Raw genomic sequence first — 15,670 nt, forward strand, 5'->3', positions numbered from 1 at the left:
ATATGTTATTAAAAGTATTAATTTCTTTTCTTAGATCCTTGTGATTTTGAACCTACTCTAGACATTGCACATCTAAATCCGATATAGTCTGTTGCCATATCTTGTGGGAAATATCTACGTTGTGCAGGATCAATCCAGTATGCTCTATCTCTCCATGAACCACCTTTGTAAACTCTAACTTCATCGTTAATTAAAGATGTTCTTTGATTAGATGTATCATATTCTTTAATTAAGTTTCCTAAAGAATCTCTTTGAACATTATGTTTTGGAGAGTTATACATTTTACCAGTTTCACTTTTTGTATCATCAACGTCTTCGTCAAAACTTTCAGCATATAGGCGAGAAGATCTTGTGTCTCCATCTCTAAAGTTTCTGTTGTCACTTTTATCAAAGTTAGTTCTTAAGTAAGTTTCTTCTTCAGTAACAGGCACTCGTGCAATTTCACCAGGAAGGTTTCTTGCAATAATTCTTCCGTTACTTAGCGTATCATAAACAATTTCATCTGGAGTAATCACTTTTACAGTTCCATCCTCGTTAATTGCATTTTTATAATATACATTTCCTCTTACGTAGTTGAAGTCGTTAAACTCATCATCAACAATTGGTCTATAAACATCATAAACCCATTCTGCAACGTTACCAGCCATATCATAGATACCATAATCGTTTGGTTCGTATGACATTACTTGTGCTGTAATATCTGCACCATCGTCAGACCATCCAGCAATTCCACCATAATCTCCTTTACCTTGTTTGAAGTTGGCCAACTGATCACCTTTAGTTTTACGTTTTCCAGATCTTGTGTATTGTCCATCCCAAGGATATTTTTTACGTCCTCTGTATACGTTAAAGCTTCTTAGTTCACTCATTCCAAGTGCAGCATATTCCCATTCAGCTTCCGTTGGTAGTCTGTAGTCTGGTGATATTAAACCAGATTCTCTACGAGCATATTGGTTGATTGTATCTCCAGATGCAGTTGTTTGTACTCTACGTCTAGATTTAGAAGGATTGATGATAGAATCATTTCCTCCATAAGTTGATGTTGGTGTAGCAATATAGGTGTCTACATTAAAATTACTATCTGCAGAAGATGTTAAATGAGTATCTCTCTCTAAATAACCTGCATCTTGTAATTTCATTTCTGCAACTCTATCTGTTCTCCAGCTAGCAAATTCAACAGCTTGAATCCAACTTACACCAACAACAGGATATTCTCCATAACCTGGATGACGTAAATAATTTTCAGTCATCATTTCAGCATAACCTAGTCTGTTTCTCCATACTAATGTGTCAGGAAGTGCACCTTGGTATATTAATCTATAATTTTCTTCTTCTGGTGGATAAGTTCTTTTAATCCAATCTAGATATTCAGTATACATTACATTGGTAACTTCACTTTCATCCATATAAAAAGATTGAATGTGTTGTTGATTTGGAGAATTATTCCAATCATGCATAACATCATCCTGTACTTTACCCATTGTAAAGGTTCCACCTTCGACAAATACTAATCCTGGAGCAGTTTCTTGCTCTTGGAATTTGTCATTGTATTGGAAACCACCATTTTTATCGTTGATTTTCCAACCCGTAGCTCTTGATGTGTTCTTAGAAGAGTTTCTACTACAGCTAACAATTGTTAAAGATACCACTAGGGCTAATAATATCCTTAGATTTAAGACGTTTTTCATATCCATACTTTTAAGTAAGCTAATTTAATTTTAGAGACGCAATATAGTAATTAAAGGTAAACTTACAATACTTTTTGTCAAAATCATGCAAAAAAAACTGCATTTCATCCCTTTTTTTATACACAACAACGGATTTTTGATCAGTTTGTCGATGTATTTTGTCTTTAATAACGAACGATTAAATCAATTATTGTTGTAATTTTGAATAAAAAAATTAGCATAAATAATATCACGGCTTTAAAGACGTTATTTAAATATGAAAAAATATTTACTCTTACCTTTAATATTAGTTGCCTTTTTTGGCAACGCACAACAAAAACAATTTAATATTAATTGGGATGCTACAACAATCTTAGAAACACCAAATTCTAAAATTGAAATACCATCTTTTGATAAAAAGCATTTTAGCTTTTCCTACAAAAAGGGGATTACTTTTTTTTCTATGTGGGAAGAATCTACATATATAGATGAAAGTTCTGTTGAATTAAGTCAAGTGTCATATACAACTATAAGTACTTCAGAATTAATTGACTTACCATTATCTACACTACCAAATTCACCTAAAGTAATATTAAAAAATGCAATTGAAAGAGATAATATATCTGCTTATTTTGAAATAACTCCTATAATAAATGATAGAGGTGTTTATAAAAAAATCACGTCATTTACTATAAATTATCAATTTGGAGGTTCTGTAAATAGAACAAGTTTAAATAATCAAGAAATTGTAAGTTCTGTATTAAGTACTGGTCAATGGCATCGTTTTTATGTAGAAAAGTCTGGAGTCTATATATTAAATAAGAGTTTTTTAAATTCAATAGGAGTAAATACTAATGTAGACCCTAAATCAATAAAACTTTATGGTAATGGTGGTGCAATGCTTCCTTTGTCAAATAATGTGCCTGCGCCAAATGATTTACAGGAGAATGCTATTCGGTTCATAGGAGGAGATGATGGTGTTTTTAATGACAACGATTATATACTGTTTTATGCCGAAGGACCTACCGAGTATAATCAAGAAAGTGATACAAATATTAATTTGTATGCAGACAAGTCATATTATTATATCACAACTCAAGGTGACTTCGGAAAGCGTATAACTACATTAAATCAACCAGAAGATGAACCTTCTTTAGAAATAACAACATTTCAGGATTACCAATTTCATGAAGTTGATGAAAATAATTTAGGAAAAATTGGAAGACGTTGGTTTGGAGAACGTTTTGATTTTGAAAATGAAAAAGATTTTAATTTTAATTTTCCAAATATTGTTTCAACAGAGCCTGCAAAGATTAGAGTGCTTGCAGCTGGAGTAAGTGAGTCTACAGCTAGTAATATGCAAGTGGTTGTCAATGGAAACTTAGTTGGGACTATTGGCTTTTCAATTATTGATAATCCCATACTTGCATCATCAGGTTCTTTTCAAAATGATGTAACACTTACAGCAGAAGATGTAGGAATTAAGTTAATCTACAATAATAATGGTAATCCATCTACTTTTGGTTATTTAGATTACATATCCATTGAAGCTACTAGAGAATTGATATTTGCTGGAACTCAATTTGTGTTTAAAAATGATGAAGTCACACTAAGTTCTGGTGTAGTTCAATACACATTAACAAATGCTAATAATGTACAAGAAGTTTGGGATATTACAGATAAATATAATGTTAAAGCAGTATTAAATAGTAATCAAGACTCTAATATAATATTTAAGGATATTGCAGGTTCAGCAAAAAAATATGTAACCGTAACTAGTTCAAATTATTTTCAACCTTTAAGAGATGCAAACACAAGTGTTAGTAATCAAGATATAAAAGGGACTGTTTTTAAAAATAGTCAAGGAGAGTTTGAAGATGTAGATTATATCATAATAGCAAATAATAATTATATTTCTCAAGCCGAAAGATTAGCTCAAATAAATAGAGATCAATATAGTCTTAACGTTAAGGTAATTACGCTTAATGAGATATATCACGAATTTGGTTCGGGTAAGCAAGATGTTGCAGCTATTAGAAACATGGTTCAATATGTGTATCAAAACGCTAGTGAACCAAGTGAGCGTTTAAAATATTTGTGTCTGTTTGGAGATGCGTCTTATGATTACAAAGATAGAATTTCAAATAATACAAATATAGTACCTACGTGGAATTCAACAGAAAGTTTCAGTTTAGTGTCTTCATTTATCTCAGATGATTTCTACGGAATGATGGACGAAAATGAAGGTGACATGGTAGATGGAGGATTATTAGATATTGCTGTAGGAAGAATTCTAGCAGATACGCCTCAACGTGCTAAAGAACTAGTTGATAAAATTGAAGGCTATTATGGTGAAGAAGCTTATGGGAGTTGGAGAAATAATGTAATTGCTATAGCTGATGATGTAGATAAAGACTGGGAAATAATATTAGAAACAACTACAGATGAAATTGCTAATGAAATCACAGCCGAAAAACCTTTTATAAATGTAACTAAAATTCTAACAGACTCTTATCAGCAACAATCTTCAGCAAGCGGTGAACGTTACCCGTCAGTAAATGAGGCCATTAAAAATGCCCTTGACGTTGGTGCAATCGTTGTTAATTATTTTGGACATGGTGGAGAAGATGGTTTAGCAGCTGAGCGTATATTTACAAAAGTAGATGCTCAAGAAATTAGAAACCTATGTAAGTTTAATCTCTTTATTACGGTGACATGTGAATTTACCAAGTTTGATAATCCTCAAAGAGCTACAGCAGGTGAGTTTACCTATTGGAATAAAGAAGGAGGAGCAATAGGATTAATTACGACAACACGACAAATATTTGTAACTGTTGGTGTCACAGTAAATGAAGAACTAGATGCGTATTTATTTAATTATGGATCTAATGATTATCCAACTATAGCTGAGGCTTTAAGATTGACTAAAAATGATCCATCTGTAGTTGGAATTAATCAAAAGTCATTAGTGTTTTTTATAGGTGATCCTGCTATGAAATTACCAATTGCAAAACCTGAAGTTCGATTAACTGCAGTCAATGATATTCCAGTTGCACAACAAACAGAACCTTTAAAAGCATTAGATAGAGTTAAAATGTCTGGAGAAGTTTATGATTCTGCAGGGAATTTTTTATCTAACTACAATGGGATAGTTACTGCAACAGTAATGGATAAAGAAATTGATAGACAAACGTTAGGTAATAATGGAATAACAAGTAATGGAGAATTAATTATTTTAGACTTCAAAACTCTTGGTGAAACAATGTTTAAAGGTCAAGCCACTGTGACAAACGGTAAATTTGATTTTGAATTTGTAGTGCCTCGTGATATTGGTATTCCTGTAGGTCAAGGAAAAGTTGGTTTCTATTCAAAACAAGATAATATATTAGATGACAAATCAGGTTACAGCTTTGATATTCAGGTAGGAGGGATTAACGAAAATGCCGAAGAAGACAATATAGGACCTGTTATTGAATTGTTTATGAATGATGAGAATTTTGTTTCTGGTGGAATAACAAACGAACAACCAGTGCTTATTGCAAGACTTCAGGACGATAATGGTATAAATACAGCTAGTGGAATTGGACACGATATCACAGCTTTAATAGATGGTGATGAAACCAATCCATTTATTTTAAATGATTATTATGAGGCAAGTGTTGACGACTATAAAAACGGAAAGTTAAGCTACCCTTTTAGAGATTTAGAACCAGGTTTACATACATTAACTTTTAAAGCTTGGGATGTTTATAACAATGCATCAACTGCTCAATTAGAATTTAATGTGAGAGATAAAGATGAAGAATTAGTCATTACTAATGTCTTGAATTACCCAAATCCATTTATTGATTATACAGAATTTTGGTTCAATCACAATAGTTCTGATGTTTTAGACGTTTCAGTACAGATCTTTACTGTATCAGGAAAATTGGTACGTACTTTAAATGGTCAAACATCTGGAGGAGGAAAAATAACAAGCTCACTTTCTAAGGATATTGTTTGGGATGGACGCGATGATTTTGGAGACAAAATTGGCAAAGGAGTCTACGTTTATAAACTAAAAGTGAGATCTAACAGTTTAAATAAACAAGTTGAAAAAATCGAAAAACTTGTCATACTATAATAATAAATTATATTTGCCTAATATATTATAAGTAGCAATACCTTAATATAAACATGAATTCACATATGAAAAAGTACATTTTAGCCCTTCTAACGCTTTCGGTATTTAATATATCAAATGCTCAAGAAACAATAACATTTGAAAACCAATCTACAGTAATTACAACAGGAGTTCCATTTATGCTCATTGCACCAGATGCAAGATCTGCTGGTATGGGAGACATGGGAGTTGCAACATCTGTGGATGCTTATGCACAACAATGGAATGCTGCCAAATACACATTTTCTGAAGCAAAATCAGGAATAGCAGTTAGCTACACACCTTACCTAAGTAAATTAGTTAATGATATTTCTATTGCATATCTAACTTATTTTAATAGAATTGATGACAGAAGTGCCTTTGGAGTGAGTTTTAAATACTTTGGTTTAGGTGAAATTGAAATCCGACCAGATGAGTTTTCTGAACCATTAATAGAAAAGCCTAACGAATTTACTGTAGATGCATCATATTCTTTACGATTAGCAGACCAGTTTTCTATGGCTGTAGCATTACGTTACTTACGTTCAGATTTAAGAATCCAAGCGGTAGATGCCAATGCAAGTGCAGCTGGTTCTTTTGGTGTAGATATTTCTGGTTTTTATCAAAGTGAAGAAGAAGCTTATGATAGTTTCAATGGTAGAACACGTTTAGGATTCGCTATTCAAAATTTAGGACCAAAAATCAAATATGATGATGGTGGTCGTGAAAACTTTTTGCCAACTAATTTAAGATTAGGTGGAGGATTTGATTTTATATTTGATGAGTATAATACATTATCTGTAACTGCTGAAGTAACAAAACTTTTAGTGCCAACGCCTCCTTTGTTTGGATTTGTTGATACTAATGGAGATGGAGTGCAAACTTTTGATGATGCTAGTACACCTGAAGATGAAAATGAACCAACAATTATCACTGGTGGTCAAGACAATAATGTGAGTTTCTTATCAGGAGCTTTTCAATCTTTTGGAGATGCACCAGGCGGATTTAGCGAAGAGCTAAAAGAATTTACTTGGGCATTAGGTGCAGAGTACTTGTATCAAGAATCATTTGCTTTTAGAGCAGGTTATTTTAATGAAAGTGACGAAAAAGGAGCAAGAAAGTTTTTTGCAATGGGAGCAGGATTTAAATACACAACTATAAATATTGACTTATCATATTTGTTTTCGGCATCTAAGGTTCAAAGTCCTTTAGAAAATACATTACGTTTTTCTCTAACATTTAATTTTGGAGATGGAGAATATGATGAATATTAGTAGATAACATAATTCAACTTTAAAAACTATTGTTATAACAGCAATAGTTTTTTTGGCTAAACTCGTTTTTGATGAAAGACATAAAAATAGAATCTACCCTTACCGTTTATGAAGATTATAATGAGCTTCCTAAAGCTGTTGCGTCATTAATGGATCAAGCAATAAATATTAGACTTAAGGCATATGCGCCATATTCAGAGTTTTTAGTTGGTGCAGCGATTTTATTAGATAATGGAGAAGTAATTACAGGTAATAACCAAGAAAACGCCTCTTATCCTTCAGGTTTGTGTGCAGAACGTACAGCAATTTATTATGCAGGAGCAAATTATCCAGACGCAAAAATTGTAATGATGGCTATAACTGCTGGTTCTTTAAAGCAGCCTACTAATTCACCAATTCCTCCTTGTGGAGCTTGTAGACAATCAATTTCAGAATATGAAGTTAATCAAGATTCACCAATAGAAATCTATTTTATGGGAACCTCAGGTAAGGTTGTAAAATCAAACTCACTTGCCAATTTACTGCCTTTAGGCTTCGATAGAAGTTTTCTATAACGATTTCGTAACATTTTTACGTTTTTCGGTTTTTTCATTCCTAACTAAAGTGTTACTTTTGTTAGTGAAACTTTTTTTTTGAATTTATTTTTTTTGAAAAAATAGTTGAGCTAATGCCAATTTTAAATTGGTATCTACTAAATTGTATAACTACATTTAACGAAGTATCAAATAATGCAAAAAATCACTAAAGAAGTTTACCTTAAATGGTATGAAGACATGATGTTATGGAGAAAGTTTGAAGACAAACTTGCTGCAGTATACATTCAACAAAAAGTAAGAGGGTTTCTTCACCTGTATAATGGTCAAGAAGCAGTTTTAGCTGGTGCGCTTCATGCAATGGATTTAACTAAAGACAAAATGATTACTGCTTATAGAAATCACGTGCAACCAATAGGTATGGGAGTTGATCCTAAACGTATCATGGCAGAATTGTACGGTAAAGCAACAGGTACTTCAAAAGGTTTAGGTGGATCTATGCATATCTTTTCTAAAGAACACCGTTTTTATGGTGGTCATGGTATCGTTGGTGGCCAAATTCCTTTAGGAGCTGGTATTGCATTTGGTGACAAATATCATGACGTAGATGGTGTAACAATATGTTGTTTTGGAGATGGAGCGGCTCGTCAAGGATCATTACACGAAACTTTTAATTTAGCGATGCTGTGGAATTTACCTGTAGTCTTCGTTTGTGAAAATAATGGTTATGCAATGGGAACTTCTGTAGCACGTACTGCAAATCATACAGATATTTGGAAACTTGGTTTAGGGTATGAAATGCCTTGTGGACCAGTGGATGGTATGAATCCAATAAAAGTGGCAGAAGCTTTTGACGAAGCTATAAAAAGAGCAAGATCTGGAGGAGGACCAACATTTTTAGAGGTTAAAACTTATCGTTATAGAGGTCACTCAATGAGTGATGCGCAACATTATAGAACTAAAGATGAAGTTGCAGAGTACAAGAAAATTGACCCAATCACTCAAGTTAAAGATATTATTCTAGAAAATAAATATGCTACAGAAGCAGATTTAAAAACTATAGATAAACGTGTTAAAGCATTAGTCGCAGAGTGTGAGAAATTCGCAGAAGAATCTCCATATCCAGATAAAAGTGTGATGTACGATGTCGTTTACGAACAAGAAGATTATCCATTTATAGACCACAAAATATAAGCTATGGCAGAAATAATTAACATGCCTCGTTTGAGCGATACGATGGAAGAAGGAACAGTTGCTGCTTGGTTAAAAAAAGTAGGTGACAAAATTGAAGAAGGTGATATTTTAGCTGAAATAGAAACCGATAAGGCAACAATGGAGTTTGAATCCTTTAACGAAGGAACTCTACTTTATATTGGTATTCCAGAAGGAGAAACGGCTAAGGTTGATACTCTTTTAGCTATAATTGGTGAAGAAGGTGAAGATATTTCTGAGTATGTAAATAATAATGCTTCGGAAGCTAAAGCGCAAGACTCAAAGCCTGAATCTTCCGAAGAAAAAGAAGAAGACGATAATCAGAGTGCTTCAAAAGAAACTTCCGAAGAAAAAGAAGAAGGGTCAGTGAACGAAGAAGAATTGCCAGAAGGTGTCATCGTTGTAACCATGCCACGTTTAAGTGATACCATGGAAGAAGGAACGGTTGCCACTTGGTTGAAAAAAGTCGGTGATAAAGTTGAAGAAGGAGATATTCTTGCAGAAATTGAAACCGATAAGGCAACAATGGAGTTTGAATCTTTTCAATCTGGAACACTTTTATTTATTGGATTAGAAGAAGGCGAAACAGCAAAAGTAGATTCACTTTTAGCTATTATTGGTCCTGCAGGAACAGATGTTTCTGGGATTGCTAAAAACTTCAAAGCATCAGGCTCATCTTCCGAAGAAAAGAAAGAAGAAGCACCAAAAAAAGAAGCTTCGACAAGTTCAGCTTTCCAAGATAAAAAGACAGCTCCAAAAGTTGAAACTAAAAAAGAAGTGAAAGCAGCTCCTGTTGCAACAACTACTTCAAATGGTAGAATCCACGCGTCTCCATTAGCTAAAAAAATGGCTGAAGAGAAAGGGATTAACTTATCTCAACTTAAAGGAAGTGGAGAAAATGGTCGTATTGTAAAACGCGATATAGAAAATTATACACCTGCTCAAGCTGGAACTCAAGTTGGTAAATTTGTACCTTCTGGACAAGAAGATTTTGATGAGGTTCCAAATTCAAATATGCGTAAAGCGATTGCTAAAAATTTAGCAAAATCTAAATTTACAGCACCACATTATTATTTAAATGTGGAGTTTGATATGGATAATGCTATGGCATTTAGAGTACAATACAACTCAATACCAGATACAAAAATATCTTTTAATGATATGATCGTTAAAGCTTGTGCATTAGCTTTAAAACAACATCCACAAGTTAATTCACAGTGGTTTGATGATAAAATGCAACTTAATAATCACGTACATATTGGTGTTGCAGTTGCTGTGCCAGATGGTTTATTAGTACCTGTAGTGAAATTTGCAAATGAGCAAAGTTTACCACAAATTGGAGCAGCTGTTAGAGATTATGCTGGTAAGGCAAGGAATAAAAAACTGACTTTAGATGAAATGGAAGGAAGTACATTTACCATTTCTAATTTAGGAATGTTTGGTATTGAAAGTTTTACTTCAATTATCAATCAACCTAACTCTGCAATCCTATCTGTTGGTGCAATTGTGGCTAAACCAGTTGTTAAAAACGGACAAGTAGTAGCAGGTAATACAATGAAATTAACACTTGCTTGTGATCACAGAACGGTTGATGGAGCAACTGGAGCACAGTTTCTACAAACCTTAAAAGGGTATATCGAGAATCCTGTGACGATGTTAGTGTAAAACAGAAAAATCATAGCAATTTGTCACACTGAGCGCAGTCGAAGTGTCTATCAATTTCTATACTACAATATAATCCTGATTTGATAATATTTCAAGTCAGGATTTTTTTATCTTTAAACTCAAATAAATTGATTCCTATTTTTTATAGGAATGAAATATGTAAAAACATGAAAAAAATAATTTCAATACTTACAATCACATTACTATTAACGTCTTGTGGGACGAAACCAAATGGTAAAGATGGAGAGGCAATTACCATTAGTCAGAGTTCAATTCAAAAGAGTATGGAGTTCTTAGCTTCAGATGAGTTAAATGGAAGAGCTACAGGAACTCCAGGTATTGAGAAAGCTGCCGTTTATATTGAAAATTATTTAAATGAAAATGGGATTAAACCATATTTTGAAACGTATAGAGATGACTTCGAATTTGTAAATAAAAGAGCAGAAAATCCAGCGCCAATTCAAGGATTTAATATTGTTGGCGTTATCGAAGGGAATGATCCAAAACTTAAAAACGAGTATATCATTCTTGGAGGACATTATGATCATATTGGTCAGGGCAAAGAAGTTGATGGTGATGTTATTGCCAATGGAGCAAATGATGACGCTTCTGGTACTATTGCTGCAATGGAGCTTGGTCGTTATTTTGCTAAAACAAAAACAAATAAACGTAGTATTTTAATTACGTTGTATTCTGCGGAAGAAATGGGACTTAAAGGTTCTGGTCATTTAGCAGAACGTTTAAAAAAGGAAGGGATCAATGCTTATACGATGATTAACTTTGAAATGATTGGAGTACCAAGAGCAGAAGGAAAACCTTTAGCTTATATGAGTGGTTATAATCGTTCTAATTTTGCACCAATTTTAAATCAATATGCTGGTGAGGAAGTTGTTGGCTTTTTTCCAAAGGCACAAGAAATGAACCTATTCTTTAGATCAGATAACTTTCCGTTTTATAAAGAATTAGAAATTCCAGCTCATGCTATTTCTACGTTTGATTTTACAAATTTTGATTATTATCATCATGTAGATGACGAAGCAGATAAAATGGATTATGTGCATATGGCTAATTTTATGAATAAAATGATACCTGCACTAGAAGGTATGATGAATGCACCAACTAAAGAAGTTGTTTTAAATGAAGAGTAAAAATATAATCATTACAGGAACAAGTCGTGGTATTGGTTTTGAGCTTGTGCATTTATTTGCAAATCAAGGTCATAATGTGTTAGCATTATCAAGAAACGCGCAACCAGTAAGTAATCTTCATTTTGATAATATTTCTTCGTTTGCATTTGATCTTTGTGAAGCAGATGATTACTTAAGAGTAGAGCAATTCATCAAGAATGAATTTAAGCATGTTGATATTCTAATCAATAATGCAGGAATGTTACTTAACAAACCATTTGCAGAAACTACGTTTAAAGATTTTTCTAAAGTCTATGAAACTAACGTTTTTGGTGTTGCTGAAATGACAAGAATTGTGTTGCCATTTATGAAAAAAGATGGACATGTGATCACCATAAGCTCCATGGGTGGAATTCAAGGTAGTATGAAATTTCCTGGATTAGCAGCTTATAGTTCGAGTAAAGGAGCAGTCATAACACTTACAGAGTTGCTTGCAGAAGAATACAAAGAAACAGGACCTCAGTTTAATGTCTTGGCATTAGGTGCAGTACAAACCGAAATGCTAAAAGAAGCATTCCCAGATTATCAAGCGCCTACTACAGCTATAGAAATGGCAGAATACATACAAGATTTTGCACACAACGGAAACAAATATTACAATGGTAAAGCGTTGCAGGTTTCTAATTCTACGCCTTAAACTCTATGTGCCTTGCATGATAAAAACAGTTTTATCAAAGTCCTCATTTTTTAAATCTTCTTTTGTGATTCCGAAATAACAATTTGAATAGCCTATTTTTTCAAATATATCATACATAGGAAATGAGAATAAATTGATAAACTCAGGTCTTATGTTTTCTACTTTTTCTCGTTGTATTGGGTCTTGAAAATCAGTAATATCTAAATAGGAAAGTGCCCAATCAAAGTCAGCTCCATATTGTATTGGACAAGGTGTTCCTAAAATCATTTGTTCTTCACATTCATAATTATCATAATCACTTATAAGTTGATCGTAAATAGCAGCATCATCCGAATTTAAATCTGCTACGTCATAAGCTGAACATTCTATGGTTGGCGGAATTTGAAATATCAACTCAAAGTCTATTGGACTTGGCTTAAACTGGTATACCTTAACTAAGTCTTTTGGGAATTTGGTTGCCTTTAAATCGGTCAAAGGTTTGTCTACATACAGAACCTTGTAATCTGCGTTATCTTTTATATACTCATATTCTGCTCCATAGTCACCTTCAGGAGCTTCAAAATAACTAAAGAAATATAGAAAGCCTGTTTTTGGTAGTACGTTTTCTTGATCAAAATTGGCAATGTCGCTTAAATTCAATTGTGCAAAAAACACCATTGAATGTCCTTTAAATTTTGGCCACGCTGTACCTTCTGGTAAGTCTGGAGTACCACCAAACTTTGATGCGCCTATTTTTTGGTTTCTACCAATACGCATTACGATTATTGGTTCAACTATGTTTTTAATTTTATTGGGTTCACTCCATTTATGCTTTAAAATAGTCTCAGTAAAGTCTTCCTTTTTTTGTTCATATACTTCTGACGAACTTTGAGCAAAACACCCAAATACCATTAGTGATACTATTAAACTCAATAAAAATTGTTTATGTGTTTTCATAATTTTTATGGTTTTCCTGAAAGTGATAAAAACAAAATTTCTCTCGATATTTGTGTTTTACCATCTAGCTCGATGGGTTCGCTTTTAATCATCACACCAATCGAATCTTTAAAAGTTTTTGATGGTGATGTTACTGTGAATTTTAAACTTAACACTTCTTGAGTATTTGTTAACGGTCTAGGCTTTTCTTTTAGTTTAACATCAGATATTGTAAATCCTTTAGGGTAGTTTAAAGCTGCTAAACTGTCAAGTGTGAAATTTCGCAGCTGTAAAATAATATCATCTTCAAACTCTGGATGTTCTTGTTTGAGTTGGATTAGATTTATATACTCTTCCAGTTTTTTTATGCTTATAGCTTCCGAAGAAAGCATTACTCTATCAAAGTCATTTTCGTCTTCTACAGACATCACTTCCATATCTGTACTTTCCATTTTCATAGCCTCATTGTTCTTACAAGTCATGAAAGAAAAAAGGAGTAATATGCATAGTATCTTTTTCATTTCACCGTAAATTTTAAGGTTTTGATTTGATTGTTTTCATAGCTTTTATCTAGAACCTTAATTTTTTTAAGCGTTTTTGTCGGAATAGTCAACAGCCTTACGAAATCTTCCTTAGTGTAAATTTCAACACCTATATTATCCTCATAAAGTCTATAAATTTGAGCATCATTATGTATTAACTGTTGTAATTTCTGCCTATGTTTTTTCCAATCTTTTACATTTCCGCTGGTATAATATTTCAAAACCAATGCATAATCATCACTTTGAAGTTTTATGGATTGATGTTCATTTTTATCGATAGATCTCACAATCGTATCGGTTTTATAATAAGGTGAAGAAACTACAAATGTGATTTTGTCACTTTTGGTCTCATAATTAAAGCAGCCCAAACTATCGGTTTTAAAGTATAAAGGTGATTGGTTTTCTAGAAGTACTTTAATATCTATTTGATTGACAATCGTCGAGTTTAAGTCATCATTAAAACAAAATTTAAATTCATTTTTAGAATTCATTGTCACCATAAATACAATGGTTATTGGTATAAAAATGATTAACCAACTTAATTTTTTTACTGGATTTGATTTTATTTCTTCGGAACTATGAGCAGTCTTAAACGCATGCCAATTTTCAAACCCAACATAACTACTCAATAAATTGAGCATATCTACTCGAGGTAATTTTGAAGTCTCATTTTTGAAATAGGTATAAAACCATTTTTCGCTGACTTTTCCTTTTACTTCTTGAAATAAATCCTCCTGAAACATGACAATAGTATCACCATTCCAATCCTTTACATCTGAAGTAGCACTATGGTTTTCCAAGAATTTGGAAACTACAGCACTTTTAAGTTGTTGAAATTGATATGTTTCTCCGGAATTCAGTTTTATGTAATTATTTGATTTTTAATTATTTAATAATTGTAAAACAGTTTACAATGGGTTTACAAGTCCTTTACAAACCTAAACTGTATTCACACTCTAGATTTGTTTCATAATCATTAAAAATATAAAATTATGAATGTAATGTTAGTCAAAACCAGAATTAAATCATTAATCTTTTTAACACTGATAGTCGCTGTTTTGGGATGCCAACAAAATGATAAAAGTTATAATGAAAGCGTAGAAGTTGCAACAGTTGATATTAACGACGATTTTGAGTCTGTTGGAAATAATGAACAAACAGCTCTAAAAACTGAAATGTCTGTAAATGAGATTCCGAAGCATTTAAAAATCATCAAATCTGCAACTGCAAAATATAAGGTAGAGAATGTGAAAACTGCAACCCGAAATATTAAAAGAATTGCCGGAAATTATGGTGCTTACATTTCCGACTTAAGATACACCAACGATTTATATAAAAAAGAAAATCGGTTTACGATTAAAATCCCTCAGCAATATTTTGATTCTATGATGGATTCTATTGGATACATTGTTGATTTTATAGAATATGAAAACATCACCACAAAAGATGTAACTGAGGAATATGTGGATATTCAAACAAGATTAAATACAAAACTAGAAGTCAAATCTCGATATGAAGCTATTATGCGAAATAATGCAAAAACCATAGATGAAATATTGGCTACGGAAGAAAAACTACGTGTTATCCAAGAAGAAATAGAATCTGCCCAAGGACGTTTAAAATATTTGTCTAACAAGGTGTCGTATAGTACCATTCAAATTGATTTGTATGAAACCGTTGCTTATACTGAAGAACCTAAGAGTTACTCTAAAACGTTTCTCTCTAAAAGTAAAGAAGGGCTTAGTTTTGGGTGGAATGTCATTGAGAGTTTTGTTATTGGACTACTATATGCATGGCCTTTAGTGATTATAGCAATTGTTGTGTTTTTCTTAATTAGAAAGCGATTGAGAAATAGAAAAACTGTTTAGTTGTAAATTGGGTTTGGATGTATTTATAG

The 15,670-nt window shown here is 32.7% G+C and carries 12 protein-coding genes; 8 read left to right on the plus strand and 4 right to left on the minus strand.

Features of this window, described 5'->3' with window-relative positions:
* Window positions 1-17: 17 nt before the first annotated feature.
* Window positions 18-1,694, minus strand: coding sequence for a gliding motility lipoprotein GldJ (gene gldJ, locus WNY78_RS17785; protein ID WP_342874574.1), 1,677 nt, complete (start codon window positions 1,692-1,694; stop codon window positions 18-20).
* A 250-nt stretch (window positions 1,695-1,944) separates the two neighbouring features.
* On the opposite strand from gldJ, the gene porU reads away from it, so the two are divergent.
* The 7 genes from porU to WNY78_RS17820 all read left to right on the plus strand — a co-directional run bounded on the left by porU (window position 1,945) and on the right by WNY78_RS17820 (window position 12,316).
* A complete protein-coding gene (gene porU / locus WNY78_RS17790) occupies window positions 1,945-5,790 on the plus strand; it encodes a type IX secretion system sortase PorU (protein WP_342874575.1) in 3,846 nt (1,281 codons plus the stop codon).
* A gap of 65 nt (window positions 5,791-5,855) precedes the next feature.
* Window positions 5,856-7,082, plus strand: coding sequence for a type IX secretion system outer membrane channel protein PorV (gene porV / locus WNY78_RS17795; protein ID WP_342874576.1), 1,227 nt, complete (start codon window positions 5,856-5,858; stop codon window positions 7,080-7,082).
* Between the two features lie 71 nt (window positions 7,083-7,153).
* Window positions 7,154-7,636: a cytidine deaminase gene (locus WNY78_RS17800; RefSeq protein ID WP_342874577.1), complete on the plus strand. Its 483-nt coding sequence runs from the start codon at window positions 7,154-7,156 to the stop codon at window positions 7,634-7,636.
* Window positions 7,637-7,810: 174 nt separating this feature from the next.
* The gene (gene pdhA, locus WNY78_RS17805) at window positions 7,811-8,809 is read left to right on the plus strand and encodes a pyruvate dehydrogenase (acetyl-transferring) E1 component subunit alpha (protein ID WP_342874578.1); all 999 of its coding nucleotides are present in this window, start codon (window positions 7,811-7,813) and stop codon (window positions 8,807-8,809) included.
* 3 nt (window positions 8,810-8,812) lie between these two features.
* The gene (locus WNY78_RS17810) at window positions 8,813-10,492 is read left to right on the plus strand and encodes a pyruvate dehydrogenase complex dihydrolipoamide acetyltransferase (RefSeq protein WP_342874579.1); all 1,680 of its coding nucleotides are present in this window, start codon (window positions 8,813-8,815) and stop codon (window positions 10,490-10,492) included.
* Between the two features lie 167 nt (window positions 10,493-10,659).
* A complete protein-coding gene (locus WNY78_RS17815; protein WP_342874580.1) occupies window positions 10,660-11,640 on the plus strand; it encodes a M20/M25/M40 family metallo-hydrolase in 981 nt (326 codons plus the stop codon).
* The gene (locus WNY78_RS17820) at window positions 11,630-12,316 is read left to right on the plus strand and encodes an SDR family oxidoreductase (protein WP_342874581.1); all 687 of its coding nucleotides are present in this window, start codon (window positions 11,630-11,632) and stop codon (window positions 12,314-12,316) included. The genes WNY78_RS17815 and WNY78_RS17820 overlap by 11 nt, the downstream gene beginning before the upstream one ends.
* 3 nt (window positions 12,317-12,319) lie before the next feature.
* Here the strand turns inward: WNY78_RS17820 and WNY78_RS17825 are convergent, their stop codons facing one another.
* Genes WNY78_RS17825 through WNY78_RS17835 form a run of 3 tightly spaced genes read right to left on the minus strand, consistent with a single transcriptional unit; the run spans window position 12,320 to window position 14,573 of the window.
* A complete protein-coding gene (locus tag WNY78_RS17825; RefSeq protein WP_342874582.1) occupies window positions 12,320-13,252 on the minus strand; it encodes a YwqG family protein in 933 nt (310 codons plus the stop codon).
* A 5-nt stretch (window positions 13,253-13,257) separates the two neighbouring features.
* Window positions 13,258-13,752, minus strand: a complete 495-nt coding sequence (locus WNY78_RS17830) for a hypothetical protein (RefSeq protein WP_342874583.1) — start codon at window positions 13,750-13,752, stop codon at window positions 13,258-13,260.
* Window positions 13,749-14,573 (minus strand): hypothetical protein, encoded by an 825-nt coding sequence (locus WNY78_RS17835; RefSeq protein WP_342874584.1) that lies wholly within the window; start codon window positions 14,571-14,573, stop codon window positions 13,749-13,751. Before WNY78_RS17835 ends, WNY78_RS17830 begins: the two co-directional genes overlap by 4 nt.
* A 192-nt stretch (window positions 14,574-14,765) precedes the next feature.
* Here WNY78_RS17835 and WNY78_RS17840 point away from each other — a divergent pair, with 192 nt between their 5' ends.
* On the plus strand, window positions 14,766-15,641 hold the full coding sequence (locus WNY78_RS17840; protein ID WP_342874585.1) for a DUF4349 domain-containing protein: 876 nt from the start codon (window positions 14,766-14,768) through the stop codon (window positions 15,639-15,641).
* Window positions 15,642-15,670 lie beyond the last annotated feature (29 nt).

Origin of the sequence: Psychroserpens sp. AS72 (assembly GCF_038900375.1) — a bacterium.
GTDB lineage: Bacteria > Bacteroidota > Bacteroidia > Flavobacteriales > Flavobacteriaceae > Psychroserpens.